The organism is Methyloceanibacter sp. wino2 (genome assembly GCF_003071365.1).
In the GTDB taxonomy this organism is placed as follows: domain Bacteria; phylum Pseudomonadota; class Alphaproteobacteria; order Rhizobiales; family Methyloligellaceae; genus Methyloceanibacter.
In genome coordinates this window covers 2,052,103-2,078,623 of sequence record NZ_CP028960.1, presented here as the reverse complement: position 1 = coordinate 2,078,623, position 26,521 = coordinate 2,052,103, and the positions used below count along the sequence as shown (strand labels likewise).

Sequence of the window (26,521 nt, the reverse complement as noted above, 5' to 3'; positions counted from 1 at the left end):
CCCCAGGGGAGCATTTTCTCAGCGGCGCGCCGGGCGCGAATCTGTGCTCTATTGGGCGCCGTGAGACTCGTGATTCTGATCCTGCAGCGTCTGGCGGTCCTCGCCCTGGGCGCCGTTGGTATCTGGCTGATCGTCAACGTATTCCAGTGGGTCGACGGGGAACTGCCGTCGGTCCTCGCGCTCGTGGCTACCTATGCGCTCGGGGCCTACGTCATCCTTCCCTATACCGTGCGGATGGGCCTCATGGTCCTCCGGCACAAGCACGTGCCGAGTTTCACCATTACCGGCGACGGCCTGCCGGGCGATCCCGTCAACCTGGCTTTGGAGGGGACCTTCGATGAACTGCGCGCCGCCTTTGCCAAGGCGGGGTGGCACGAAGCCGACCCGCTCACGCTGTCGAGCTCCTGGGGGATGGTCCGGGCGTTCGTCCTTAACACGTCCTATCCCAAGGCGCCGTTCTCGACGCTCTACCTGTTCGGGCGCGGCCAGGACATCGGCTTCCAGAAGCCCATCGGCAACAGCCCGCGCAAACGCCACCATGTCCGGTTCTGGGCGAAGTGCCTGACCGAGGCGCAGACCGTGGACGATGTTTTTTGGCATGGCACCAACCGGCCCGACACCCGCGAGCGCGTCCTATGGGTCGGCGCCGGCACCAAGGATACGGGCTTCTCCCTGACGCGCCTCACCTTCCAGATCACCCATGCGACCGACTCGGACACCAACGCCGAACGGGACTTCATCATGGCCGAGCTTTCCCGCCACGGCACGATCGGTGTCGTCGACCTGTACGAGGCGGGCGAGGAACTGGCGGCCGGAAAGGTCAACCATTACGTGACCGACGGGATCATCGCCGTCGCGCCGCTCACGGCGGAGGCGGCCCCGCCAGTGGCCTGAGCGCCGCAACAAACGGGCAAAGAAGAGAGAAAACCCCGGCCGCACGAGGCGCCCGGGGCTTTCTGAGGACTAGATAATAGTCAGGGAAGTTCCGACTGTAGCGCTCTCTCATGACAGATTTACAACAAGACGAGCCACAGAAATTACTACCTAAGTCATTCTTCTGCATATCGGATTGGCTATGGTGACCCGACACCAAGGAGACGCCTGCAATGCGAATGATGATGCGATTCTCAATTCCCGTGGAGCGTGGAAACGAAGCCTTCGAGGACGGCTCTTTGGGGCAGGTCATCCAGGCCGTGATCACCGAAACTCAGGCCGAGGCCGCCTACTTCATGGTCGAGGGCGGCGAGCGCACAGGCTACATCTTCTTCGACCTGGAGGACGTGGCTCTCCTGCCGAAATTGAACGAGATGATGTTCGCCGCGCTGGATGCCGCCATCGACATCGTTCCGGCCCTGACCTTCGACGATCTCAAGCGCGGCCTCTCCTCCTAGCCGATCGCGTCGACACGACGACCGTAGGCGACGGCTGGACGGCCGCCCCGGAGCCAATTGCGCCTGTCCACGCCCGGACCGGCGCGACCCGTATGGCTGGCAAAGAGCGGCGCGGTGTCATACGCCTTTCAACCACAATCCTCGCTAGGATCGCCGATCAACAGAGCGCCACGAAGGACCCGATACCGAGAGACGAATGAACGACAAGACAGTGCTGGACCGGGCCCCCGGTCTGAAAAAGTTCTTCATCGATATCCGCAGCAACAAGATTTTCGAGCTGTTCGTCATCACGGTCATCGTGATTTCGGCACTCAAGGTCGGCATCGGCACCTATCCCCTAGGGCCCAAGCTCACCGCGGGGCTCAAGGCTCTCGACTATGCCGTCACGATCTTCTTCCTGGTCGAGCTGCTCATCCGCATGGCGGCGGAGCACAATCTGAAGCGGTTCTTCTCGAAAGGGTGGAACATCTTCGACTTCGTGATCGTGACCGCGAGCCTCATTCCCATCGACGAGAGCGAGATGGCGCTTCTCGGACGGCTACTGCGCATCTTCAGGGTGCTGCGGCTCGTATCGATGATCCCGGAACTGCAGGTGCTGCTGAATGCGCTGCTCCAGGCGATCCCGCGCATGGGCTACGTGACGCTTCTGATGTTCATCATCTTCTACATCTACGGCGCCGCCGGCAGCATCTTCTTCGCGGAGATCAATCCGACCCTGTGGGGCAACATCTCCATCGCCATGCTGACGCTCTTCCGCGTGGCGACGTTCGAGGATTGGACCGACGTGATGTACGAGACCATGGCGGTCTATCCGCTGAGCTGGCTGTTCTATCTCAGCTTCATCTTCCTGGTGGCCTTCATCTTCCTCAACATGATGATCGGCATCGTCATCCAAACCTTGCAGGCCGAACACGAAAAGCTGGAGGGGAACCCCGACGCACATGCGCCGGAGATGATCGCGAGCGAAAACCCCATCACCGCCCCGTCCATCGATGCGCGGCTTGCGCGGATCGAGGCGCGCCTCGAGACCCTGTCCGGCGCGCTGCTTTCGAACGCCAAGCGGGAGGGGACCTGAGGGACAGGCCGTAGAGCCCTGCCCTCCTCAGCAACCTGGAGGGGGCAAGATGCTTCAAGCGGAACGGCTTGCTGGAACGGGCCGCCGGACGTAAGAAACAGGCATGCTGAAGCTCCTCGCGAGAACGCTCTCCGTTTCGCTGGTCGTATGCGCTGCTGCCGCGCATGCGGAAACCCCGTCCGGAGAAACCACCAGCCGCATGCAGCCCTCTCCTGCTCCCCGGCTCGCCCCGGCGGAACTCAATCAGGTACGGGCCACACGGGCAGAGCGCGAGGCGCGCAGCCGGCGGCACTCTTTGTCCAATATCCGAATGTCGCCCCGTGGCGCGGCGCCAGGACCGAACCCGCGGCTGGCCCATACGGACCTACAGGCCGGTGCGCGATCGACCGTGACCGTCAGTCCGCATGCGACGGACCCCGGGGCGCCACGCCAGGCTATGACACGGTCGGCTGAACGGGACATGCGGGCGCCGTCGTCGCCCTCTCCCGAACGCGGCGATCCGAACCTCGCGCCGCGCATGAGTGCCGCCGAGGATCTTAGAAAGTCGCGCGCGACTTTCGAGGACTGGCTGTTCGGCCGCTAGGGCCTAGCGCGCGTTGACGATGAGATTGTCGAAGCTGAAAGTAGCTGGCGCACCATCCGGCGAGATGCCGTAGAGACCCACCGCACCGCCATCCTTGGGGCCCTTCGCCTTGAAACGGCGGACTTCCGTCCCGTTCACGATCAACGTGGCATCTTTCGGCTGCAGCGCGAGTTCGATGTTGTTGACAGCGCCGGCGCCCGCGTTGACCGCGTCGGCTTCCTGGGTGAACAGGGTCTTCGACTCACCGTCTTCCATGCGGCGGACTTCGACCCAGCCGTCGGCCCACACGAAGACCGCGTAGTAGTTCTGCCAATCTTGCCACCAGAACACGACGCCTGCCGGACTGTCGGAAGCCTTCTCGGCTTCCTCGATCGTCACGTCGACGCAGACGTCGGCGGCCTTCGTCTTCGTCTCGAGATTGACGACCCCTCCCGAGCCTTGGATCTGGAGAGCATCGTCATTGATGAGAATGCTGTCATCCGCACTGCCCCACGAGACATCGAGAAAATCGAATTCGTCTTCGTACAGGGCGGTTTCGGGATCGCAGGCGGCGAACGCACCATGACCCGCAACGAGCACGGTCAGCGCCACCACAAGGCCGGCGAAACGCGAGAATGAAGTGCTCATTGCTTTCCTCCCATCGGAACCGCAGGGCAGGCTCGCGCGCCGGCGCAATGCCAAATGAAGTCTGGCGCCTCAGCGCGTGGGCATCGGCTCGTCGCCGCGGTAGTCGTAGAAACCGCGATTGCTCTTGCGTCCCAGCCACCCGGCTTCAACGTATTTCACGAGAAGCGGGCACGGCCGGTACTTGGAATCCGCAAGCCCCTCATAAAGGACCTGCATGATCGAAAGGCAGGTATCCAGCCCGATGAAATCGGCAAGCTGCAAGGGCCCCATCGGGTGGTTTGCTCCAAGCCGCATGGCCGTATCGATCGCGTCCACGGAGCCCACGCCCTCGTAAAGCGTGTAGACCGCTTCGTTGATCATCGGCAGCAGGATGCGGTTGACCATGAAGGCGGGAAAATCTTCGGACACCGCAATGGTCTTACCCAGCGAGCCCACGAGTTCCTTCGCGCGCACGAAGGTCGCATCGTCGGTTGCGATACCGCGGATCATCTCCACCAGTTCCATGACCGGAACCGGGTTCATGAAATGCATACCGATGAAGCGCTCGGGCCGGTCGGTCGTGGCGGCAAGACGCGTAATGGAAATGGAGGACGTGTTCGTCGCAAGGATCGTATCCGGCTTCAGGAACGGACACACCGCGACGAAAATCTTGCGCTTGACCGTTTCATCCTCGGTCGCCGCCTCGATAACGAGATCGGCGTCCGACAGGCCCTCGTAGTTCTCCGCAAAGGAAATCCGGGCCAGAGCCGTGTTCATTTCGTCCTCGGAGATCTTCCCCTTGGACGCTTGGCGCGTGAGGTTCTTGGTGATCGACCCGACGGCCGAGTCATAGGCTTCCTTGGAAAGATCGTTGATGGCCACATCGTAGCCGCTGAGCGCGACCACATGCGCGATACCGCGTCCCATCTGGCCCGCGCCAACGACGCCCACTTTACGAATAGGCTCCACTCTACGCTCCTGCTCCGAAACCGGGCCGTCGCCCGGCCCGTCCATCGTGACTTACCCAGCCAGTCCCGCGCGTTGTCCGCACGTGACTAGTCTCCGTAGCCTGCCTTCTTCAGCTCGTCATTGAGCTCAGGCAGGACCTCGAACAGATCGCCAACGAGACCGTAGTCCGCAACCTGGAAGATCGGGGCTTCCGCATCCTTGTTGATCGCGACGATCACCTTGGAATCCTTCATGCCCGCGAGATGCTGAATGGCGCCTGAAATACCGACGGCGACATAAAGCTCCGGCGCAACCACCTTGCCGGTCTGGCCGACCTGATAATCGTTCGGCATGAAACCGGAGTCTACGGCTGCTCTCGACGCACCGATAGCCGCCCCGAGGCGGTCGGCGACAGGCGCGATGAGCTTCTCGAAATTCTCGCCGGACTCCATGCCGCGGCCGCCGGAAATCACCACGCGGGCCGCCGTCAACTCGGGCCGCTCGCTCTCGGTGATTTCGGCACCGACAAAACTGGAGGACGGCACCTCGTCACCGGCGCCAACCGTCTCGACGCTCGCCGAACCGCCCTCGCCCGTCGCCGCGAAAGCCGTCGTGCGCACGGTGGCGACAATGGTCTTGTCGGACGTCTGCACGGTCTCCAGCGCGTTGCCGGCATAGATCGGCCGCACGAACGTGTCGGGCGACTTCACTTCGATGATGTCGGAGATCTGTCCCACGTCGAGCAGCGCGGCCACGCGCGGCAGGACGTTCTTGCCCATGGTCGTCGCAGGCGCCAGCAGCACCGAGTAATCCGACATGAGCGGCAGGATCGTCGCCGTCGTATCTTCGGCCAGACGGTGCGCCAGCTGCGGCGCGTCGGCCAGCAGGACCTTGCGGACACCGTCGAGCTTGGCGGCCTCGTCGGCCACGGCCTGACAGCCTTCGCCGGAGACCAGAATATCCACGTCGCTTCCAAATGCCTTCGCGGCGGTCAGCGCCTTGGCGGTCGCCGGTGCGAGCGTCTTGTTATCGTGCTCTGCGAGCAGCAGGACGGCCATCTACAGAACCCCCGCTTCATTCTTGAGTTTGTCGACAAGGGTCGCGACGTCGTCGACCTTGATACCGGCCTCGCGCGCCTTGGGCTCATTGACCGCCACCACTTTCAGGCGCGGCGCGATATCGACACCGAGGTCCGCAGGGGTGGTCTCGTCGATGGGCTTCTTCTTCGCCTTCATGATGTTCGGCAGCGACGCGTAGCGCGGCTCGTTCAGGCGTAGGTCCGTGGTGATCACGGCCGGCTTGGTGAGCGACACGGTCTCAAGACCGCCATCGACCTCGCGGGTCACTTTCACCTTGTCGCCGTCGAGCTCGACCTTCGAGGCGAACGTGCCTTGCGGCACATCCAGAAGGCCGGCCAGCATCTGCCCTGTCTGATTGCAATCGTCGTCGATCGCCTGCTTGCCGAGAATAATGAGATCGGGCGTCTCGTTCTTGACCACGGCCTGCAGCACCTTGGCCACGGCCAGCGGCTCCACGGTCTCGTCGGTCTTCACCAGAATGGCGCGATCCGCGCCCATGGCGAGCGCCGTCCGCAGCGTATCCTGGGCCTTTGCGGTACCGATCGAGACGGCCACGACTTCGGTCGCCTCGCCGCGCTCTTTCATGCGGACGGCTTCCTCGACGGCGATCTCGCAAAACGGATTCATCGACATTTTCACGTTGGCCAGGTCGACGCCCGTTCCGTCGGACTTCACCCGGACTTTCACGTTGGAATCGATGACACGTTTGATGGGTACTAAGATTTTCATATGGTCTTTTTGGTCCCCAAGAGCGTTTGACTTGCCCCAAAACCAATATCTCGCACGTGCGAAATGGCGGCGACCGTAAAGCCCGAAATGTCTCAAGTCAATGGTGGCACGGGGTCCCGAATTGCAGCGCGTGAAGCCTTAGGCACCACCGCGCGTACGGTCGAAAAGTACCACTCCCCGCCGCCGCATGAAGAGGATCAAAAGGGCCCCGGAAAGGAGCCCGCCGAGATGCGCCCACCACGCGACGGCTTCCTCGCTCGCAAAGAATAGATTGGCGAATTGGGCGAGGATCCAGATGCCCAGCGCCCAGGCGGCGGTGATGCGGATCGGGATACGCCAGAGCGCCAGCACCCAGACCTTCACCTTCGGATGCAGGATCAAATAGGCCGCGATGACCCCGGCCACCGCGCCGGATGCGCCGATCAGCGGCAGGTCCGAATGCGGCAGCATGTAGGTGTGGGAGAGCGCGGCGAAGATTCCGCACATCACATAGAACATGATGAAGCGCATATGCCCCATCGCGTCCTCGATATTGTCACCGAACACCCACAGGAACAGCATGTTTCCGATCAAGTGAACCCAGCCGCCATGCAGAAACATGTAAGTGACGAGGGTGAGACGTTCGGGGACCAGAACGCCGCCCGACGCAAGAAATGGCGTGTCGCCCGCGGTGTTCGCAAGAAACTGAGCCGGGACGACCGCGAACGCGGACAGGTCTTCGTCCTCCAGCGGCACCACCCAGCCCGTTTGCAGGACTACATAGACCGCGACATTGAGGGCGATGAGCCCCACCGTCACATAGGGAAAGCTGATCTTCTTGAGCGGGTTGGTGTCATGGAGGGGGACGAACACGGGCGCATCACCCCGCTTCAGCGGTTCTGGCCGGGGACCCACAACACGTCGGACGCACCCTTGTCGTTTGCGTAGCGACCCGCAACGAACAGGAAATCCGAGAGCCGGTTTATGTAACCGACCGCTTGCGTGCTGACGGGCTCGTCGGGGCGCGCCGCAAGCGCAACGACCAAGCGCTCGGCCCGGCGGCAAACCGTGCGGGCCAGATGCAGATAGGCCGCAGCGGGAGAACCGCCCGGCAGAACAAACGAGCGGAGCGGATCGAGCACGCCGTTCATCTCGTCGATCTCCGCTTCGAGGCGCGCGATCTGGGCATCGCTGACGCGGAGTGCCGCCTCGCCCTTCTTCATTTCCTCCGGGAAACAGAGGTCGGCGCCGAGGTCGAAGAGGTCGTTCTGGATGCGCATGAGCATCGCGTCGAGTTTGGGGTCCGACGTGCCGGTGTGGACCCGCGCGAGCCCGATCGTTGCATTGGTCTCATCGACCGTGCCGTAGGCCTCCACGCGCAAATCGTACTTGGCGACGCGGTCGCCCGTGCCGAGCGCCGTCGTCCCGTCGTCGCCGGTTCGCGTGTAGATCTTGTTCAGCTTGACCATAGTGCCCCAAACGATCGCCCGGAGAGGGCATCGCTCCCGTGGAACGATGACCCGAAGGGCCGGGCGCGCCGACCGCTACCCTACTATTCCGAAACAGCGTAGCCCTGCCCTGGGAGGGGTCAACCCTGCCTAGTGGGGACGCGTCCCCGCAAGATAGGCAATTGCCATCGCCACGATAAGGGCCGCGAGCTGCAAAAGGACGCGCGCGCGCATCAATTTCTGGCTGAGATTCGGATTGTTGCCCCGGAGCATGTTGAACAGGCCGAAGACCAGGACGATCACGACCAGCAATACCGCGAACGGCAGAATCCAGCGAAGTACGTATTCCAAAGTGGCCTCCAGGTGGCCCGTGCGAGTGCCCCCGTTTGACGGGCTGTGTTTGGGCGCGATCCGCGCCAAGCAAATGAGTCTAGTTCTTCGCGGCCACAAAATCGAGCGCGCGCGCCGGCAGAATCCGGCGCAGGTAAGCGCCCACGAAGGTCGGAACCGTCACGTAATAGCGCGTCTTGGGACGCTTCGCCTCGAGCGCATGAACAAGCCGCCGGCAAACGGCCTCCGGCTCGAGCTTGAACGCCATCTGGCCGCCGTCTTCCATCTTCGCAAGCCGTTCGCGGTAGATCTCGGCATGGGCCGAGTTCTCCATGTCGATATTCTTCTTGTAGTGCTTGATCGCCGTTTCGACGAAGCGCGTAGCGATAGGCCCCGGCTCGATCAAACTCACGTGGATGGCCGTGTCCTTCAACTCGATGCGGAGCGTATCCGTCAGCGCCTCGATGGCGAATTTCGAGGCGCAATAAGCGCCCCTGTAGGGTGCGGCAAGCAGGCCGAGAACGGAGGAGCACTGAACGATGCGTCCCTCATTGCGGGCCCGCATCGGCGCGATCACCCGGCGTGTCAAATCGTGCCAGCCGAACACGTTGGTTTCGAATTGCGCGCGCAGCGCCTCGGTCGGGAGATCCTCGATGGCGCCGGGCTGCCCGTAGGCGCCGTTGTTGAAGAGCGCGGTCAGCGTACCGTCCGTTGCCGTCAGAACGTGATCGGCGGCCGCCGCGATCGAATCGGGCTCGGTGTAGTCGAGATAGACGCTCTCGACGCCTACCTCGTCTGTGAGGCGCGCTAGGTCTTCCGGCTTGCGGGCCGTGGCGAACACGCGCCAGCCGCGGTCTTTCATCGTCGCGGCCGCCGCGAGCCCGATGCCGGAAGAGCAGCCTGTGATGAGAACGGAGCGCTGCGCCATGCCGCCTCCTTTAAGCCGCGCCGGCGTTCAGCGCCCAGATCGCGAAGTTCAGGCCGGCGGCGAAACCCACCCAGAGCAGATAGGGGATGAGAAGGAGCGCGGCGACCCGGCTGACCCGGTCGAAAAACACCATGGTCAGCACGATCGCGACCAGCAGCCACAAGATCACCGCAAGACCGGCGATGGGGCTGTGCATCTGGAAGAAGGCGAAAGACCAGAGCACGTTCAGCGCGAGCTGGATGCCGAACCAGGTCAGGGCCGTCTTCTTCTCGCCCTCGTCCGCAGGCTGCCGCCAGACGAGCCACGCCGACACCGCCATCATGGCGAACAGGATCGTCCACACGATCGGGAAGACACTGTTCGGCGGGGTGAAGCCCGGCTTCTCCAGCGTGGCGTACCAGCCGAGATTGGGCGTGGTGAACGCGCTGCCGACGAGCGATGCGGCAAAACAGATCAGCAGTGCAACGCCGAGCCCTACAAGCGACCGTTTGGAGGTGATGGGCTCGGCCACACTACTCATGGCTCGCACTCACTGCTCGAGCAGACGCCGCGCGATCACATGAGCCTGGATCTCGGCCGCGCCTTCGAAGATCGACAGGATGCGCGCATCGCACAGCACCCGGCTGATCGTGTATTCGAGGGCGAAACCGTTGCCGCCATGGATCTGCAGCGCATTGTCGGCGGCGGCCCAGGCCACACGCGCAGCAAGGAGCTTGGCCATGCCCGCTTCCAGGTCACAGCGCTCGCCATGGTCCTTCTTGCGCGCCGAAAAATAGGTGAGCTGACGGGCGAACAGGATTTCCGCCGCCATCATGGCCAGCTTGTCCGACACGCGCGGGAAATTGATAATCGGCTTGCCGAACTGGACACGCTCCATGCCGTAGCGGAGGCCAATGTCGAGCGCGGACTGCGCCACGCCGATGGCGCGAGCAGCCGTCTGGATACGCGCGGCCTCGAAGGTCTGCATCAGCTGCTTGAAGCCTTGGCCCTCGACACCGCCGAGGAGATTCGCCGCAGGCACTTCGAAATTGTCGAAGGAGATGTCGAACTCCTTCATGCCGCGATAGCCAAGCACCTCGATCTCGCCGCCGGACATACCGGCCGCCGGGAACGGCTTGTCGTCCGTGCCGCGCGGCTTCGGCGCCAGGAACATCGACAGGCCGCGATAGCCCTTCTCATTGGGATCGGTCCGCGCCAGCACGGTCATGAGATCGGCGCGCGCGGCATGGGTAATCCAGGTCTTCTGGCCGGTGATCTTGTAGACGTCCCCGTCCTTCACGGCGCGCGTCGAGAGCGAAGCGAGGTCGGAGCCGGTGTTCGGCTCGGTGAAGACGGCCGTGGGCAGGATTTCGCCGCTGGCGATCTTCGGCAGCCACTCTTCCTTCTGGGCGTCTGTGCCGCCGTTGTGGATCAGCTCCTCGGCGATCTCCGAGCGCGTGCCGAGCGAGCCCACGCCGATATAGCCGCGGGACAGTTCCTCGGAGACGACGCACATGGCTTCCTTGCCGAGACCCAAGCCGCCGAGCTCTTCCGGCAGCGTCAGCGAGAACACGCCGAGTTCGGCCATCTGATTGACCAGCTCGAGCGGGATATACTCGTCCTTGAGGTGCCACTCCTGCGCATGTGGCACCACTTCGGCTTGGGAGAAACGCCTCATCTCGTTGCGGATCTCCTCATAGGTCTCGTCCAGACCCGGATCACCGAAATTGGCCGCCGCGGCACCCTCGGCATCCTGGATCAACGTGGAAACGCGCGCGCGCATCTCCGGCGTCACGCCCTGGATCAGGGCCACGACATTGTCGGACAGAAACGCCTCTTTCGCGGAGTCCGGCACGCCGAGCTCATGCAGGCGGACGATCTCGCCTTGGCTCATGACGACGCCGCCCGCGAGTTGGGCCAGATACTCGCCAACCACGATCTGGGTGAGCAGACCCTCGAACTCACCGAAGCGTCCCTCTTCCGTGGTCCGCTTGGCATAGTCAGCCATCTGCCGGATGCCCTCGACATAGGTGGCGATCCAGGCCAGGCCATGGGCGATATGCTCTTCGCGCTCCAGCGCGGCATTGTCGACTTTGCCGTCAGGGGCGAGCTTGGCTTTCACGGCCTCGGTGGCCACGGCGCCCAAGGTTCCGGCCGCATCGGCGGCGGCATCGAGGAGCGGGATCAAACGGTCGGTCATGGATTCGGTGGCGGTCAACGTCGGGTTCCTCCGGTCGTGCGATCGGGGTTTGTTCCACACCGAACCGCGCGCGGCAGTGTGAGTCAAACCCCAATCGGCTTGGGGGACATGAAAGTACAACGCGCCCCGGACTTCATGCCCGAGGCGCGCCTGCGGCTGCCGAAGCAGCCGAATTCTAGAACCGGCCGGGCTTTACGCCTTGCCGTGTGTCTCTTCGCTCGCCTCGATCACGTCTTCGAATGTCCGAAGACCCGTGACGGGCGCGCTCACCAGCACGGCCATGTTGCCGGGACGGTGCTCGTTGTTCCACATGCGCATATGGGCCTTGGGGATCTGCTCCCAAGGAAAGACTTCGGACATGCACGGATCGATGTGACGTTCGATCACGAGCTTGTTCGCCATGCTCGCCTGCTGCAGATGCGCGAAGTGCGAACCCTGAACGCGCTTCTGATGCATCCAGACATAGCGCGCATCCATGGTCAGGTTAAAACCGGTGGTGCCGGCGCAGAAGACGACCATGCCGCCGCGCTTGACGACAAAGGTCGAGACCGGGAACGTCGCCTCGCCCGGGTGTTCGAACACGCAGTCCACGTTCACGCCCTTGCCGGTGATCTCCCAGATGGCCTTGCCGAACTGGCGGCACTCCTTGGCCCAAGCGTTGTATTCCGGCGTATTTACTTTGGGCAGCTGCCCCCAGCAATTGAAGTCCTTGCGGTTGATGACGCCCTTGGCGCCGAGCGACATCACGAAGTCGCGCTTGTCGTCCTCGGAGACAACGCCGATGGCGTTGGCGCCGGCCGTCGCGCAGAGCTGGATGGCCATGGAGCCGAGGCCGCCCGAGGCGCCCCAGACCAGGACGTTGTGTCCCGGCTTCAGCGTGTGCGGACGATGGCCGAACAGCATGCGGTAAGAGGTCGCGAGGGTCAGCGTGTAACAAGCCGCTTCTTCCCAGGTGAGGTGCTGCGGCCGCGGCAGAAGCTGACGATCCTGCACGCGCGCGAACTGCGCAAACGAACCGTCCGGCGTCTCGTAGCCCCAGATGCGCTGCGAGGTGGAGAACATCGGATCGCCGCCGTTGCACTCTTCGTCGTCGCCATCGTCCTGGTTGCAGTGGATGACGACTTCGTCGCCGACCTTCCAGCGCTTCACCTTGGAGCCGACGGCCCAAACAATGCCGGAGGCGTCCGAACCGGCGATGTGGTAGGGCTGCTTATGCACATCGAACACGGACATGGGCTCACCGAGAGAGGCCCAAACGCCGTTGTAGTTGACACCCGCAGCCATCACGAGGACGAGCACGTCATGGGAGTCCAGCTCCCAGGTCGGAACGACTTCCACCTGCATGGCCGTGTCCGGTGCACCGTGGCGGTCCTGGCGGATAGCCCAGGCATACATGTTCTTCGGCACGTGGCCCAGCGGCGGAATTTCGCCGACCTCGTAAAGATCTTTGATTTCGCCGCGTGGGGCGGCCGCATCCGCTGAAACTTCACCTATCGACATCTCATTCATCCGGTTGTCCCCCCAGTCCTCTATTTGTCGGGGCGCTTTTTTGCATTTGCGAGAATTGTCTTCGATCCATCTCGCGACTGCAACATCTTTGCGGGCCGCAGACTGTGTCGGCCTGCCCGCACCGAAAGCGCCGGGGCTCACATGGAAATGCCCAAATTTTGGCAGGGCTGCCTTAATCGGTCAGGAGGGTTAGCAAAAAGAATCGCCTCTTGCCAGAGGAAGAATCGCACGGAGGGGCATCCGCCTGCGGCAGTCGGCCCCTGCTTTTGGGACTTTCAAAGGGCCGACAGGGCGATTTACAACGCTTCTAACGGCATATTGCCCGCACGCCCCGGGCATGCTTCGATGCACCGCACACGAACAGGGGACGATTTCAGCAAGAGCTATGAGCGGCAACACAGACAGCGACAAGCCGGTGCGCGATAAACCGTGGATGTTCCGCACATATGCGGGCCATTCGACGGCTAAAGCGTCGAACGAACTCTATCGAAAGAACCTGGCCAAGGGGCAAACCGGCCTTTCCATCGCGTTCGATCTACCGACCCAGACCGGCTACGACTCCGATTCTCCGCTGGCGCGCGGCGAAGTGGGCAAGGTCGGCGTGCCGGTCTCCCATCTCGGCGATATGCGCACGCTGCTCGACGGAATTCCGCTCGGCGAGATGAACACCTCGATGACGATCAACGCGCCGGCGGCATGGCTGCTGTCGCTCTATGTCTCGCTTGCGGACGAACAAGGCACGGACCGGACCAAGCTCACCGGCACCACGCAGAACGACATCATCAAGGAATATCTCTCGCGCGGCACCTACGTGTTCCCGCCGGATCCTTCGTTGCGGCTCATCAAGGACGTGATCGTTTTCACGAACCAGGACGTCCCGAAGTGGAATCCGACCAATGTCTGCTCCTATCACTTGCAGGAGGCCGGCGCGACGCCGGCCCAGGAGCTCGCCTTCGCGCTCGCCACGGCACAAGCCGTGCTCGACCGCGTCAAGGAGTCGGGCGAGGTTCCCGACGAGCGATTCCCCAAGGTCGTCGCGGCCATCAGTTTCTTCGTGAATGCGGGCGTCCGCTTCATCACCGAGATCTCGAAGATGCGGGCCTTCGTGGACCTGTGGGACGAAATTGCGCTCAATCGCTATGGCGTCGAAGAACCCAAGCTGCGCCGCTTCCGCTACGGCGTGCAGGTCAACTCGCTTGGCCTGACCGAGCCGCAGCCCGAAAACAACGTGTACCGCATTTTGCTTTCGATGCTGGCGGTGACGCTGTCGAAGAAGGCCCGGGCCCGCGCCGTGCAGCTTCCGGCCTGGAACGAAGCGCTCGGCCTGCCGCGCCCATGGGATCAGCAATGGTCGCTGCGGTTGCAGCAGATCGTCGCCTACGAGACCGACCTTCTGGAGTATCAGGATATCTTCGACGGCTCCGAGGTAATCGACCGCAAGGTCGAGGAGTTGAAGGAACAGGCCCGCGCTGAGCTCGCCAAGCTCGACTCCATGGGCGGCGCCGTGGCCTGCATCGATTATATGAAGGAAGCGCTGATTGCCTCGAACGCCGCGCGAATGGCCGACATCGAGCGGGGCGATCAGGTTCTGGTAGGCGTCAATCGCTACACCGAGACAGAGCCTTCGCCGCTCGATTCCGGTATGGAAGGTATTCTCACGGTGCCGGACTCGGTCGAGATCGAGCAGGTCGCCGCGCTCCAGGCATGGCGCCAGAACCGCGACAACGCCGCGGTCAATCAGGCCCTGACGGAATTGAAGTCCGCTGCCAGCGAAGGCCGCAACATCATGCCGCCGTCGATCGAAGCGGCCAAGGCCGGCGTCACCACCGGCGAGTGGGGCGCGGTCTTGCGCGAAGTCTTCGGCGAGTACAGGGCGCCGACCGGGATTGGCGCGGCACATGCGGTCGACGAAATGCGTATGGCGGAGATTCGCGAACTCGTGAGCGAAGTTTCCGGCAAGCTAGGCCGTACACTGACCTTCGTTGTCGGCAAGCCCGGCCTCGATGGCCATTCGAACGGCGCGGAGCAGATTGCCGTACGCGCCGACGACGTGGGCATGAAGGTCGTCTATGACGGCATTCGCCTGACGCCCGCGGAGATCGTCGCGCAAGCGAAGGAGTCCAAGGCGCATGTCGTCGGGCTGTCGATCCTGTCGGGATCACATGTTTCGCTCGTGCGCGATGTCGTGCAGAAGCTCCGCGAGGCAGGCATGAACGATGTCCCCGTCGTGGTGGGTGGCATCATTCCGCAGGAAGACGTCAACATCCTGAAGCAGTGCGGCGCTTCGGCCGTCTACACGCCCAAGGACTTCCAGCTCAACGAGATCATGACGGGAATTGTCAATCTCGTGGATCAGAACGTCGACGCTTTGGCCAAAGCCGGCTAGCGACTTGGCTGCCAACCAAGCCTAGTAGACCGGGGTCCAATCCTCTTCCTCGGCGTCTTCCTTTTGCGCCGGCACCAGCGGCACGAGCGCCGCATAGAGTTCGAGACCCTGAATGGGCTTGTCCACCGAGGCGTTCACGCCAGCCTCGACATAGGTCTTCTCGTCTTCGGTATCCGATAGCGTCGCGAGCGCGACGATCGGCACATGCGCCGAGACCGATTCCTGCGACCGGATGCGCTGCGCCAGCTGAAGCCCACGATAGTCGGGAAGGACCGTGTCCATGAGCACGACGTCGTAGGGACGCTGGGCCAGGCACATCAACGCGGCTGCGCCTGTCTCGGCGACATCGAACGTCAACCCGAACTCGTCGAGATAGGCGCCGATCAGGAGCCGGTTGACCGTATTGTCTTCGATCATCAGCACATGACCCGCCAGCGATCCGGCATGGTCTCGCTTCTCCACCGTCTCCGGTTTTTGCCGCGCCGCGCGCGCGGGCGCCGCATCAGGCTCGGGTTCCGGCATCGGATCCGGCTCGGGCTCCGGGGCCGGTGTCTCGAGCATCTCCGCCATGGCCCGTTGAGCCTCGAGGCTGCCGGTCATCGGCTCGTCGAGCGCGACGACCTCCGCCTCAACGACGCCCATCTCGACAACGTCCACCTCGTCGAGTTCGAGCATCTCGACCGGAGCGAACTCCGCCGGACGGTTCTCGGTCTGCTGCTCGGCGACCAGCGCCTTGAACGTGAACCAATACAGCGCGCCCTGCCCCATGGCGCTATCGCACGAAACCTCGCCGCCCATTGCGTCGGCCAGCCGCTGCGCGATCGGCAGGCCGAGACCGCCGTCGGACCGCGACGTATCGGTGGAAGGCTGGAACAGCGCTGCCTGTTGCTCCGGGGTCATGCCGGGGCTGGTGTCGGTGATGTCGAAGCGAACGGTCACCGGGGACGCCGCGTCGTTGACGCTGACGTAAAGACGGATCGACCCTTCGGTCGTGGCCTTGATGGATGTTTCCATCAACGCCATGAGCACCTGGCGGACGCGCATGGCATCGCCGACGATATAGCGGGGGCAGTTCGACGCCATGTCGACGCTGCTGGTCAGCCCCTTGGCCGCGGCGCAAGCCTGCAGGGCGGAGGCTGTTTCCCGGACGAGAGCGTGAAAGTCGAACGGCTCCACCGAAAAGTCGGCTTCGCCGGACTGGAGCGTGCTGAAGTCCAGCACTTCGGTCAGCGCGCTCAAGATGCGGTGCATCGAATGGGCCAGGGTTTCGGCATCGCGCCGCTGCGCAAGGTTGAGCGGTCCGTCCAGGATCCGGTCAGTCAGCGCCGTGACGGATTCCATCGGCGGGCGCAACTTCTTGCTGACCACGTCGAGAAGCCCCAGTGTCCCGGCGTTCGCCGCCTCCGCGGCCGCGCGCGCCTGCCGTTCCGACTCGAGTTGTGCGACCAGGCCTTCGATCTGTCCGTACAGATCGTCGGCGCGAATTTCATTAGCCTGCATTTTTGCCCCACCAGATAGTCAGCTTGCATGTTCGTAAGCCCGAGCATCGGGGAGATGATTTAAAAGGCCGCTAAGTGTCTTGGTTGACGATTCCCTAAGCCCCCGCTTTAAAGACCCGAAACTCCGCAGTTTCCTTGCGCGAAAGTGGCCGTAGCGAAGCCTGACGTGCTCATGGCGACCGGCTGGCCGCCGTACTTCTCGCGGGACCGGAAACAAAGGCACGCGCTGCACCTAGAAACACACGATGATTATCTGCTCTTGCACCGTCCTCACCTCGGAGGAGATTCACGAAGCCGTCTCGGCATTGCGGACGAAGGACCCGTTCGTCGTGTTGACGCCCGGGCTCATCTACCGGACGCTCGGCAAACGGCCGAAATGCGGGGATTGCATGCCCTTGGTGGTGAAACTCATCGTCGGCTACGATGAGGAAGGACCCGTCTCCGCGGCCTCGTTTCCGCATCGATCTCCTTTCGACGACACCCCACCTGCAGACTAGCCACGCTCCGGAAATTACCTTATAACCATTCTAAACTGATAATGGAGATGAGGTTCCGATGAAGGGCAATCCACGGGTAATCGACTATTTGAACAAGTCGTTGACGCATGAGCTGACAGCGGTGAACCAGTATTGGCTTCACTACCGCCTGCTCGACGACTGGGGCTATCAGAAGCTCGCCGCGAAGGAGCGCGAAGAGTCGATCGAGGAGATGCAGCACGCGGACAAGCTCGTAACGCGCATCATCTTCCTCGAGGGTTTCCCGAACATGCAGAAGCTCGATCCGCTGATGATCGGGCAGAACGTCAAAGAGATCCTGGAGTGCGACCTCAAGGCCGAGTACAGCGCCCGCGCCCTCTACATGGAAGCCCGCGCCGCCTGCCGCGACGAAGAAGACTATGTCAGCATGTTGCTTTTCGAGGACCTTCTGAAGGACGAAGAAGGCCATATCGATTATATTGAGACCCAGCTCGGCCTCCTGAGCGACATCGGCGCTCAGAACTACGGCCAGCTCAATGCCAAGTCCGCCGACGACGTGGACGGCGGCGACGACTAGGTCTCAATAAAGCAGGTTCCGGCAGTTCTATGACCACTTCCGAGCTTGACGGTCCCCGCCTGGCGCCAGCCGCCGGCGGGGCACCCAAGCAGCTTGTCGTCTTCCTCCATGGCTATGGCGCGGACGGAAACGACCTGATCGCCCTCGGACGTGAATGGGCGCCGCTCCTGCCGCACGCGGCCTTCGTGTCGCCTCATGCGCCCGAGCCCTGCGGCATGGCCCCGATGGGGCGCCAATGGTTCGATCTGTCCCTTGGCGACATGTCGATCATCGCGGCCGGCGTCAAACGCGCGGCGCCCGCCCTCGATTCGTTTCTGGATGCCGAACTCGAACGTCAGGGGCTGACTGCCGAATCGCTCGCCCTGGTGGGCTTTAGCCAAGGCACGATGATGGCGCTGTCCGTGGGATTGACGCGGCAAGCGAGACCCGCGGCGATTGTCGGCTATTCCGGCGCGCTGGCGACCATGGAGGGTTTGCCGCCCCCGGACAGGGACCTGCGATCCTCCTCGTACACGGCGACATGGACGAAGTGATCCCCGTCGAGGCAATGACCATGGCCCGCGAAGCCTTGGGTCAGGCGGGTTTGAACGTGCAGTGGCATGTAAGCCGCGGCATCGGCCACGGGATCGACGGCGATGGCTTGCGCCTCGGCGGCGAATTCCTCAAGCAGGCGTTTGCGGGGACCCTGGTAGCGGATTGAGGGTGTCACAATCACATCATCTAGGGTCCTTCACATTCGTGACACGTGCTTATAGTATCTCCCGCGACAACTGAGGTTGAGCCCGAGTGCGACGGGCAACGAAGAGGACTTGAGGGCCTTGAACGTCGCAACAGCATCGGCCGCACCGGGGACTTACCCCGCTCTTGTGCTGAATGCTGACTACCGGCCCCTCTCCTACTACCCGCTCTCTCTTTGGAATTGGCAGGACACGGTGAAGGCCGTGTTTCTGGACCGTGTGAACATCGTCTCCGAATACGATCACGCGGTGCACTCGCCCTCGTTCGAGATGAAGCTGCCGAGCGTCGTCTCGCTCAAAAGCTATGTGCGCCCGGCGCTCTATCCGGCATTCACCCGATTCAACGTGTTCCTGCGCGACCGCTTCACCTGCCAATATTGCGGGACCGGTCAGGATCTCACCTTCGACCATCTCATTCCGCGGAACAGAGGCGGCCTGACGCGGTGGGACAACGTGGTCACGGCATGTGCGCCGTGCAATCTGGCCAAAGGCGGCGACATGCCGAGCCGGGGCAAGATGTGGCCGGCGCAAACGCCCTATCGGCCGACCGTGTTCGAGCTGCACCGCAACGGGCGGCTATTTCCGCCGAACTATCTCCACGAAAGCTGGCTCGACTATCTGTACTGGGATACGGAACTGGAGCCGTAAGGCCTGCCGCCGGTCCCGGACCGCCGCTAGTAGCGCGTGGTCAGGCTGGTGAGCCAGTCCGGGGATGCGTTGACGAGCCAGGCCTCGAGCGCCTTGTCCCCACCGGTCGCCACCAGAAGCCCGACAGCAACGAGCACGATCCCCAGCAGCATCTTGCCGCCTCTGCCGGCCTCGGCCAGCTTGCCGCGCCAGCGCAGCATGGCCTCGCGTGAGGCGAAGCCCAACGCCATCAGCGGCAGCGCCGCGCCGACCCCGAAGGCAAGCATGGTCAGCGCGACTTGCCCCAGGTTTTCACCCTTGGCGGCGAGCACGGACGCCGCGCCCAAGGTCGGGCCGACGCAAGGAGCCCAGACCGCGCCGAGAAGAACGCCGACGCCGAATTGGCCCCATAAACTTGTACCGGAGAACCCGCCGAAGCGATCCTCGACCCAGTTCCCGACCGGGCCGGCCGCGACGGCCACTTGGGCTTGCAGGCGCGGCACGAGCAGCACGACGCCCACGGCAATGAGAAGCACCGCTGCCACGAGCCGGAACACATCCGTATCCAAGCCGATCGCGAAGCCGATCGTCGCCACGAATAGGCCGATAAGGGTGAAGGAAATCGCCACGCCCAGAGCAAGGGCGGCCGGCCCCATCCTGTGCTCGCTCTGCGCCGTGCCGAACACGATGGGGAGGAGCGGCAGGACGCACGGCGACAGCACAGACAGGATGCCGGCCAAAAGCGCGAGCCCGAGTGTTGCGACCATGGTGCGGCTCCCGCGGAACGCTTACAGCGTCAGGTCCAGCATGCCCTCGATGGCCACCGGGCTCGTCGACCCGACCGACCGGACCAGCTCGTCCTTGCCTTTGAACACGATCAGCGTGCTCTGGGAGCGCACGTTCAGCTCCTTGAGGACGTCCTTGTCCTTGTCGAAGTCGGCCCTCAGGATCAGCAGGTTCTTGTATTTCGACTGCTGCGTCAGATCCTCGATGATCGGCTTCTGCGCCCGGCAGGTGGGGCACCAGGCAGCGTAGACATCCACCAAGATCGGCTTGCCGGCACTTTGAGCCTCGGCCAGCGCCTCGGGGCTGTAGGGCTGAACGTCGGCGGCCGATGCAGGAACCGCCGCCACGAGAAACACGGCCACAAGGCCGGCAAACAGAGCGCGAATCTGGGTCATTTCAACCTCCAAGAAGGGATAAATTCCCCATCTTGGTACCAGCCGGCCCGGCCCGGCCGCCAATCAAGGTGTTTGAAATTGTCGTGAGCAGGGCCTGAAAAGGCCGGTCAACGGCGCCGCGTCGCGCCCCACAGGGCAATCCCGGCGAGTCCCAGCGAAACCACCGCATTCCAGCCGGCGAAGGACAGGCCGAGGAACCGCCAGGACGCCTCGTCGCAGCGGATCACCGGCGTATCGACAATGCCCTCCTGGCTCCATTGCAGATCGAATCCGCCGGCGCAGGTCTCAGGCCCCGGCCAGAACTTCCACTCGGCCCCCGCGTGGTAGACGCCAAGCCCCATGTTGAGGAGAAAGCCGATCGCGATAAGCACAAGCACCAGGCGCGCGAAGCCGAAGGTTTCGCTGCGGGCGGCGAGAAACGCGACCACGGCGGCCGGCACCCCGAAGTAATAGGCGTAGCGCTCCTGGAGGCAGAGCGGGCACGGGGGATAGCCGCCGATGTGCTCGAAGGCGTGCGCCGTGAGAATGATCAGCAGCGCGCCGCCGAACACAACGGCGCTCGCCGCCATCATCCGCCCCGCCAGCGTGTCGCGCGTATCGTCCATGGTCACATCACGTATTTGATGAGCACGAAGCCGCCGATCAACAGCACCACGAACACGACCGACAGGATGCCGAAATACTTGTCGATGAAGTTCTTGATCGGCGGGCCGAACCAATAGAGCAGACCTGCGAGCGCGAAGAAGCGAATGCCGCGCGCGGCGACACTGGCGACCATGAACACGAAGAAGTTCAACTGCGTCACGCCGCTGGCGATCGTGATGACCTTGTATGGAAAGGGCGTCACGCCGGCGATGAACACGATCCAGGCGCCATAATCGTTGTAGCGGGCGGCGAAGTCTTCGAACTTCTCCCCGTAGCCGTAGAAGTTCAGGATCGGCTGGCCGATCGTATCGAACAGGAAATAGCCGATGATGTAGCCGAAGATGCCCCCGAGGACGGAGGCGATGGTGGCGATGGTGGCGAAGAGCCAGGCCTTGCGCCGCTCCGCCAGCACCATCGGAATTAGCATGATGTCCGGGGGGAGCGGGAAAACGGAGCTCTCGATAAAGGACACCCCCGCAAGCGCCCACGGCGCGTTGCGGTGCGCCGCGAGATCCATCATCTTGTCGTAAGCGCGCTTCAGCATGGCGCTTCCTTTAGCGGGGCGCGCATCGCCTGTCTATTCTAACCGCGCGGCGGTTCCGGGCCCTTGGAGGCTCGGCAGACCCGCGAGCGGCAGACGCGGACAACCCCTAGCGTGAGGATCGATCATGGTTTTGACTCGGCGCGAGATGTTGGGAACGATGGCCGCAGCATGCACCGCCGCGCTGATGCCGGGGCTGGGACGGGCGCAGACGGCGCCGCTCACGAAGCCCATTCCCTCCTCCGGCGAGGACATCCCCATCGTCGGGCTCGGAAGCTGGATCACCTTCAACGTCGGAGACGATGACGTAGCCCGCGACGCGCGCACCGAGATCATGCGCGCGTTCTTCGAAGACGGCGGGCGCATGATCGACTCCTCACCCATGTATGGCTCGGCGCAGCCGGTCATCGGCCATGCGCTCGAAAAGCTCGGCTACCCGAACCAGCTTTTCTCCGCCGACAAGGTGTGGACGAGCGAGCCCGGAGACGGACCGGCGCAGATCGAAGAATCGCGTGCGCACTGGGGTGTCGACAATTTCGACCTCTTGCAGGTTCATAACCTGCTCGCCTGGCAGGAGCATCTCGACATGCTGTTCGCGATGAAGGATGCGGGAAAACTCCGCTATGTCGGCATCACCACATCCCATGGCCGCCGGCACCCCGAGTTCGAACAGATCATGCAGAAGCACGATCTCGACTTCGTGCAAGCCACCTACAACATGGCCGACCGCGACGTTGAGGAACGCATTCTCCCGCTCGCGAAGGAGAAGGGTATCGCGGTAATCGCCAACCGGCCGTTCCGCCGCAAGGAACTGATCTACCGGTTCGAGGGAAAGGACCTGCCGGCCTGGGCCAGCGAAATTGACGCCGACAGCTGGGCGCAGTTCCTGCTCAAATTCGTCATCTCCCACCCGGCCATCACCTGCGCCATACCCGCCACGACACGGGTGGACCACGTCCGTGAGAACCTCGCCTCGGCCAGCGGGCCGCTTCCGGATGCGAGGCTACGAAAGCGCATGGCCGACTACATCGAAACCGTCTGATGTCGGAGTGGTGGACCTACGAGCCCCGCGATCTCTTGATGTTCTCGCCGGACGTCTATTACCGCCTGTTCGAACTCCAAAATACGGACCTCTGGCCAGCCCAGATCCTGGCCGTTGGGGCATTTCTTGCGGGTCTCGTACTGATCGCCCGCCGCGCACCCTCGGCCGGGCGGATCGTCGCGGCGCTGCTGGCCGTGGCGTGGGCGGCCGTCGCCTTCGGGTATTTCCACACCCGCTACGCCTCCATCAATCTTGCCGCGCCGTATTACTGTTGGGCCTTCGCGACCCAAGCTGTGCTGCTCCTCCTCAGCGGTGTGGGGTTTGGCCGGCTCGGCTACACGGAGCGCCGGACAGGGCTGCAACACTTTGGTGTGGCGCTGCTGGTTTTCGCGCTGTTTCTCCAGCCTCTGATCGGCCCGGCGTTGGGGCACCCCTGGACCGGGGCGGAGATCGCCGGCATCGCGCCCGATCCAACGGTTCTGGCCACGCTCGGCGCGCTCCTAGCCGCCGACCGCATACGCTGGGAGCTCCTGCCGATACCGCTGTTATGGTGCGCGGTCACCAGCGCCACCCTCATCACCATGGGGTCGCCGGAAGCCTTGCTGATGCCCGTGGCCGGTGCCGCGAGCCTTGTCGTCGCGGTCTGTCGGGGCCTGCAAAGCCGGTGGGACGACCGGGCCACCATGTAGCACCGCGAAGATATTGACCCGACGCAGGCCTTGGCCCATGTTCCGCCCCCTTGGTCTCGATGGCCTTTTGGTCTGAAGGACTTTGGCCCCAGTGGCGGAATGGTAGACGCGACAGACTCAAAATCTGTTGTCCGCAAGGGCGTGCTGGTTCGAGTCCGGCCTGGGGCACCACCACCATCCATCCCTCTCCATCACTGATCATCGAATAGGGGATCCACCCTATCGAGCCTGCCGCAGCGCCGGATTAGCTTCTACTCATCGGCCAGTACTTGGTCGTCCAAGGTTCTTCCGTAGCGACGGAAGCCAAATCGAGAGAGGCAACGACCATGAAAACCCTGTTCGAAAATTCCGGCCGTCTGCTGGCCGCACTCACCCTCGGCGCGGCGTTCTTTGCCGTCTCGGCTCCCGCTGCCGTCACGCCCGCCCACGCCGCCTGCGTCTCGGGCGTGGCCAGCAACGACGTGCTCAACATCCGCACCGGCCCCGCCTCCAGCTACAACATTGTGGGCTTTATCCGGCCCGGCGAATGCGGCGTCGTCACCGGCCGCCGCGAGGGGAACTGGATTTGGGTCGACTATGGCCGGGGCGGCTTCGTCCATTCGGCCTACCTGAGGGCGCAAGACGAAGGCGGCGATGGCAACCATGGTGGAGGCCAGCGCGGAGACGCCGACGACCCGGCTTTCCGCTGCGTCGTGGGCGTCGCCTCGAACGACGTGCTGAATGTTCGCTCGGGCCCCAGCGCAAGCTACGCAATTGTTGGACGGCTGACGAACCACACATGCTTCGTCGAGGTCATCGCCAAGCGCGGACGCTGGTTCAAGATCGCCAAGGACGGCACCGCCGGCTGGGTGAACAGCCGCTATCTCAACTGATCCGTGGTCGGCGCGCCGGAATGCAGCGTGGCCCCCGGCCCAAAGCTGAACAGGACGAGCCGCGAACTATCCGGGACGTTTCGGCGGTCCCTGAGAAGGTGTAGCGAGAAACGCCCCCCAAGCCTCTTCAATCTTCGTCAGAAGGGCTTATGTAGAGACCTGCTTTAGTCGGGGTTGGGCTGGCTTTAGAGCACCGAAAAGCTTTACCCGAGGGGCGCAAGTCCGCTAGGTACGGTGTCGCTTTTCTTCCTTGCTGCGCGCGGCATTCAATATCGTATTGCACCATCAGGACGGGCACCGGTGAAACTAGACCGCGAGACCGAGGCGCTGCTCTTTTGGGTTTCGTCATCCACGACCAAGCCTCTGTGGCAGATGGACCATGAGACCGCTCGGGCGGAATACCGCCGCTCGATCTCCAAGACCGAGGTCGGCCCGATCGAGATCGGGTCCACGCGGGACCTCGAGATCGAGACGCCCGCGGGCGCCATTCCAATCCGTGAGTATATCGCCCCGGTCCCCAGCGGCGCTGGCATCCTGTTCTTCCATGGCGGCGGCGGTGTGCTCGGCGATATCGATACCCATGACACGCTCTGCCGGGCCCTCTGCCTCGATACGGGCGCAACAGTGTTTTCCGTCGACTACCGCCTCGCGCCCGAGCACCCGTTCCCGGCCGCAGTCTACGACGGCGTCGCGGCCCTCAAGTGGCTGACCGCAGCCGCGCCCGAGCTGTCCATCGACCCGGCGCGCATCGCCGTTGCCGGTGACAGTGCGGGCGGGTCGCTGGCCGCCGTCGCGCTGCACGAGACCAAGGGACGGCTCGTGGCGCCCGCGGCGGCCCAACTCCTGATCTACCCGGCCCTGGACCTGCGCGCGAAACAGCCGTCGCGCAAAGACCTCGTCGACCAGTTCCCGATCCCCGAGGACATGCTCTACTGGTTCTTCAACCACTATTTCGGTCTGGCCTGGCCGATTGCGGACCCAAGGGCGATTCCGGCGCTGTACGAGGACGATTCCGGCCTGCCGCCCACGTTGATCATAACCGCCGGCTTCGACCCCTTCCGAGACGAGGGCTTCGAATACGCCCAACGGCTTGCGGCCGCAGGTGTTCCGGTCGAATACGAGTGCTATGAAGGCACGGTGCACGGCTTCATGAACATGGGCCGGATGCTGCGCGTGGCGTACAAGAGCATGCGCCTGCGCATGAGCACCTGGCTGAAGGAGCAACTCGATGGCCCTGGCGCCTAGACGAGCGGAGCAAAGCCACCGCTTGGCTTCCTTGCTTCACGCTTTGGGCCGCGCCGCGCCGCGCGCCGCTGCCGTGATCGCGGCACCCCTCGTCGCCTTCATTTGTGCGGCCGCAGCAACCTTGCCAATGGCGATGGCCCAGACACCGCCGGCCAGCGTCCCGAAACCGGTCCAGCAGGCGATCAAGGGCGCGCCGGCGCCCGGGCCGGAGGAAGTCGTCGTCGGCGCCTATATCAACGACATTCAGCAACTCGACTTCAAGGCGAACAACTACGTCATCGATCTGTATGTCTGGTTCCGTTGGACGTCGCCGGACATCGACCCGTCCAAAAGCATGGAGTTCATGAACCGGTTCGCGTCGGACGATAATCTGCGCGAGGCGCTGACCGAAGAACCCGAACGGATGCCCGACGGCGGGTATTACTCGATCCTGCGCTATCAGGGACTCTTCTCGACGAAGTTTCAGCTCGCGACCTTCCCGTTCGACACCCAGTATCTGACGGTCATCATGGAGGACACGCTCGCAGGGACCGGAGAGCAGGTCTACGTGCCCGACGGCAAGACGCCCGTCATCGTCGACCCTGTGATCACCCTGCCGGGCTTCCACGTGGGGACGCCCACGATGAAGATCACGACCAATACCTATCCGACGAACTTCGGCGATCTGTCCGTGTCCGATGCCGAGCCCTACTCGCGCATCGTCCTCTCAATCCCGGTGACGCGTCCCATGGTCGCCATGTCGATCAAGACCTTCATCCCCATTGCCCTGATCGTGGTCTGCGCCCTGCTCGTCTATTTCGTGCGCCCCGTTTATGTCGAGGGCCGGATCGGTCTTGGCATCACCGCCTTGCTGACCCTGGTGGCGATCCAGCTGACGGCGACATCGTCGCTGCCGGATGTCGACTACCTCATGATGATCGACAAGATCTTCATGCTCGCCTACCTCTTCATCATCGTCGCCTTGGCACGCGTCGTCGCCACATCCTGGCGCGGCGAGGCCAGCGAAGCCGAGACCAAGGCGCAGGACCGCCGCTGGGCGATCTGGGCACTGTCGATCTATCTGATTGCGAGCGCGGTTGTTGTCTGGACCGCGCTTCGATGAGCGTTGACGTCGACGCCGGTTGCAATCCGGCGCGTCCCGGCCCACGCTCGCACATGACGGATAATGCGCTGCCGGCCGGCAGCGATTCGAGTCCACCTAACGATCGGAAGGACATGCC

The 26,521-nt window shown here is 63.3% G+C and carries 31 protein-coding genes and 1 tRNA gene; 16 read left to right on the top strand and 16 right to left on the bottom strand.

The genetic code is table 11. The features are described from left to right. Positions 1–60 precede the first annotated feature (60 nt). From DCY11_RS09735 to DCY11_RS15550, 4 genes are all read left to right on the top strand, one after another. Positions 61–894, top strand: coding sequence for an LssY C-terminal domain-containing protein (locus tag DCY11_RS09735; RefSeq protein ID WP_108683775.1), 834 nt, complete (start codon positions 61–63; stop codon positions 892–894). A 218-nt stretch (positions 895–1,112) separates the two neighbouring features. Then, positions 1,113–1,391, top strand: coding sequence for a hypothetical protein (locus DCY11_RS09730; protein WP_159079928.1), 279 nt, complete (start codon positions 1,113–1,115; stop codon positions 1,389–1,391). A 196-nt stretch (positions 1,392–1,587) separates the two neighbouring features. Beyond that, positions 1,588–2,466: an ion transporter gene (locus DCY11_RS09725; protein WP_108682724.1), complete on the top strand. Its 879-nt coding sequence runs from the start codon at positions 1,588–1,590 to the stop codon at positions 2,464–2,466. A 103-nt stretch (positions 2,467–2,569) separates the two neighbouring features. Then, positions 2,570–3,049 (top strand): hypothetical protein, encoded by a 480-nt coding sequence (locus DCY11_RS15550; RefSeq protein WP_159079927.1) that lies wholly within the window; start codon positions 2,570–2,572, stop codon positions 3,047–3,049. Between the two features lie 3 nt (positions 3,050–3,052). Here the strand turns inward: DCY11_RS15550 and DCY11_RS09720 are convergent, their stop codons facing one another. The 11 genes from DCY11_RS09720 to ccrA form a co-directional block, all read right to left on the bottom strand. Next, on the bottom strand, positions 3,053–3,676 hold the full coding sequence (locus DCY11_RS09720) for a hypothetical protein (RefSeq protein ID WP_108682723.1): 624 nt from the start codon (positions 3,674–3,676) through the stop codon (positions 3,053–3,055). Between the two features lie 69 nt (positions 3,677–3,745). Then, complete coding sequence (locus DCY11_RS09715) at positions 3,746–4,669, bottom strand: 3-hydroxybutyryl-CoA dehydrogenase (protein WP_108682722.1); 924 nt, start codon at positions 4,667–4,669, stop codon at positions 3,746–3,748. 41 nt (positions 4,670–4,710) lie between these two features. Continuing rightward, positions 4,711–5,661, bottom strand: coding sequence for an electron transfer flavoprotein subunit alpha/FixB family protein (locus tag DCY11_RS09710; RefSeq protein WP_108682721.1), 951 nt, complete (start codon positions 5,659–5,661; stop codon positions 4,711–4,713). Beyond that, positions 5,662–6,411, bottom strand: a complete 750-nt coding sequence (locus DCY11_RS09705; RefSeq protein WP_108682720.1) for an electron transfer flavoprotein subunit beta/FixA family protein — start codon at positions 6,409–6,411, stop codon at positions 5,662–5,664. A gap of 138 nt (positions 6,412–6,549) precedes the next feature. Continuing rightward, positions 6,550–7,263 carry a rhomboid family intramembrane serine protease gene (locus tag DCY11_RS09700; RefSeq protein WP_108683774.1) on the bottom strand — a complete coding sequence of 238 codons (714 nt, stop codon included), beginning with the start codon at positions 7,261–7,263 and terminating at the stop codon, positions 6,550–6,552. A gap of 17 nt (positions 7,264–7,280) precedes the next feature. Beyond that, positions 7,281–7,859, bottom strand: coding sequence for a cob(I)yrinic acid a,c-diamide adenosyltransferase (locus tag DCY11_RS09695; RefSeq protein ID WP_108682719.1), 579 nt, complete (start codon positions 7,857–7,859; stop codon positions 7,281–7,283). A 129-nt stretch (positions 7,860–7,988) separates the two neighbouring features. Then, positions 7,989–8,189, bottom strand: coding sequence for a twin transmembrane helix small protein (locus DCY11_RS09690; protein WP_069443624.1), 201 nt, complete (start codon positions 8,187–8,189; stop codon positions 7,989–7,991). Positions 8,190–8,268: 79 nt separating this feature from the next. Then, positions 8,269–9,096: an SDR family oxidoreductase gene (locus DCY11_RS09685; protein WP_108682718.1), complete on the bottom strand. Its 828-nt coding sequence runs from the start codon at positions 9,094–9,096 to the stop codon at positions 8,269–8,271. Positions 9,097–9,106: 10 nt separating this feature from the next. Then, positions 9,107–9,616, bottom strand: a complete 510-nt coding sequence (locus DCY11_RS09680; protein WP_108682717.1) for a TspO/MBR family protein — start codon at positions 9,614–9,616, stop codon at positions 9,107–9,109. Between the two features lie 9 nt (positions 9,617–9,625). Continuing rightward, entirely contained in the window at positions 9,626–11,275 is a 1,650-nt protein-coding gene (locus DCY11_RS09675; RefSeq protein WP_108683773.1) for an acyl-CoA dehydrogenase family protein, read from the bottom strand. 192 nt (positions 11,276–11,467) lie between these two features. Beyond that, a complete protein-coding gene (gene ccrA, locus DCY11_RS09670; protein ID WP_371515001.1) occupies positions 11,468–12,775 on the bottom strand; it encodes a crotonyl-CoA carboxylase/reductase in 1,308 nt (435 codons plus the stop codon). Between the two features lie 394 nt (positions 12,776–13,169). On the opposite strand from ccrA, the gene DCY11_RS09665 reads away from it, so the two are divergent. Continuing rightward, positions 13,170–15,170: a protein meaA gene (locus DCY11_RS09665; RefSeq protein WP_108682715.1), complete on the top strand. Its 2,001-nt coding sequence runs from the start codon at positions 13,170–13,172 to the stop codon at positions 15,168–15,170. 21 nt (positions 15,171–15,191) lie between these two features. Here DCY11_RS09665 and DCY11_RS09660 read toward each other — a convergent pair whose 3' ends face one another. Next, complete coding sequence (locus DCY11_RS09660; RefSeq protein WP_108682714.1) at positions 15,192–16,670, bottom strand: response regulator; 1,479 nt, start codon at positions 16,668–16,670, stop codon at positions 15,192–15,194. Between the two features lie 244 nt (positions 16,671–16,914). Between DCY11_RS09660 and DCY11_RS09655 the strand changes: the two genes are divergently transcribed. From DCY11_RS09655 to DCY11_RS09640, 5 genes are all read left to right on the top strand, one after another. Further along, positions 16,915–17,166 (top strand): bacterioferritin-associated ferredoxin, encoded by a 252-nt coding sequence (locus tag DCY11_RS09655; protein ID WP_108682713.1) that lies wholly within the window; start codon positions 16,915–16,917, stop codon positions 17,164–17,166. Between the two features lie 58 nt (positions 17,167–17,224). Further along, the gene (bfr, locus tag DCY11_RS09650; RefSeq protein ID WP_069443617.1) at positions 17,225–17,722 is read left to right on the top strand and encodes a bacterioferritin; all 498 of its coding nucleotides are present in this window, start codon (positions 17,225–17,227) and stop codon (positions 17,720–17,722) included. Between the two features lie 29 nt (positions 17,723–17,751). Further along, positions 17,752–18,255, top strand: a complete 504-nt coding sequence (locus DCY11_RS09645) for an alpha/beta hydrolase (RefSeq protein WP_371515000.1) — start codon at positions 17,752–17,754, stop codon at positions 18,253–18,255. Next, entirely contained in the window at positions 18,243–18,422 is a 180-nt protein-coding gene (locus tag DCY11_RS16165) for a hypothetical protein (protein ID WP_371514999.1), read from the top strand. The genes DCY11_RS09645 and DCY11_RS16165 overlap by 13 nt, the downstream gene beginning before the upstream one ends. Positions 18,423–18,540: 118 nt before the next feature. After that, positions 18,541–19,107, top strand: coding sequence for an HNH endonuclease (locus DCY11_RS09640; RefSeq protein WP_069443615.1), 567 nt, complete (start codon positions 18,541–18,543; stop codon positions 19,105–19,107). 26 nt (positions 19,108–19,133) lie between these two features. On the opposite strand, the gene DCY11_RS09635 is transcribed toward DCY11_RS09640, so the two are convergent. The 4 genes from DCY11_RS09635 to DCY11_RS09620 all read right to left on the bottom strand — a co-directional run bounded on the left by DCY11_RS09635 (position 19,134) and on the right by DCY11_RS09620 (position 21,456). Next, a complete protein-coding gene (locus tag DCY11_RS09635; protein ID WP_108682712.1) occupies positions 19,134–19,853 on the bottom strand; it encodes a cytochrome c biogenesis CcdA family protein in 720 nt (239 codons plus the stop codon). A gap of 21 nt (positions 19,854–19,874) precedes the next feature. Further along, positions 19,875–20,267, bottom strand: a complete 393-nt coding sequence (locus DCY11_RS09630; protein WP_108682711.1) for a thioredoxin family protein — start codon at positions 20,265–20,267, stop codon at positions 19,875–19,877. 107 nt (positions 20,268–20,374) lie between these two features. Continuing rightward, entirely contained in the window at positions 20,375–20,872 is a 498-nt protein-coding gene (locus DCY11_RS09625) for a disulfide bond formation protein B (protein WP_108682710.1), read from the bottom strand. Between the two features lie 2 nt (positions 20,873–20,874). Then, on the bottom strand, positions 20,875–21,456 hold the full coding sequence (locus DCY11_RS09620) for a YqaA family protein (protein WP_069443612.1): 582 nt from the start codon (positions 21,454–21,456) through the stop codon (positions 20,875–20,877). A 124-nt stretch (positions 21,457–21,580) separates the two neighbouring features. On the opposite strand from DCY11_RS09620, the gene DCY11_RS09615 reads away from it, so the two are divergent. The 6 genes from DCY11_RS09615 to DCY11_RS09590 all read left to right on the top strand — a co-directional run bounded on the left by DCY11_RS09615 (position 21,581) and on the right by DCY11_RS09590 (position 26,403). Further along, the gene (locus DCY11_RS09615; RefSeq protein ID WP_108682709.1) at positions 21,581–22,495 is read left to right on the top strand and encodes an aldo/keto reductase; all 915 of its coding nucleotides are present in this window, start codon (positions 21,581–21,583) and stop codon (positions 22,493–22,495) included. Further along, positions 22,495–23,184, top strand: coding sequence for a DUF6064 family protein (locus DCY11_RS09610; protein WP_108682708.1), 690 nt, complete (start codon positions 22,495–22,497; stop codon positions 23,182–23,184). The genes DCY11_RS09615 and DCY11_RS09610 overlap by 1 nt, the downstream gene beginning before the upstream one ends. Positions 23,185–23,269: 85 nt before the next feature. Next, positions 23,270–23,355, top strand: a tRNA-Leu gene (locus DCY11_RS09605). 155 nt (positions 23,356–23,510) lie between these two features. Then, positions 23,511–24,056 (top strand): SH3 domain-containing protein, encoded by a 546-nt coding sequence (locus tag DCY11_RS09600; protein WP_108682707.1) that lies wholly within the window; start codon positions 23,511–23,513, stop codon positions 24,054–24,056. A 300-nt stretch (positions 24,057–24,356) separates the two neighbouring features. Then, positions 24,357–25,301, top strand: a complete 945-nt coding sequence (locus tag DCY11_RS09595) for an alpha/beta hydrolase (RefSeq protein WP_108682706.1) — start codon at positions 24,357–24,359, stop codon at positions 25,299–25,301. Between the two features lie 22 nt (positions 25,302–25,323). After that, positions 25,324–26,403 carry a hypothetical protein gene (locus tag DCY11_RS09590; protein ID WP_159079926.1) on the top strand — a complete coding sequence of 360 codons (1,080 nt, stop codon included), beginning with the start codon at positions 25,324–25,326 and terminating at the stop codon, positions 26,401–26,403. The last annotated feature ends 118 nt before the right edge of the window (positions 26,404–26,521 follow it).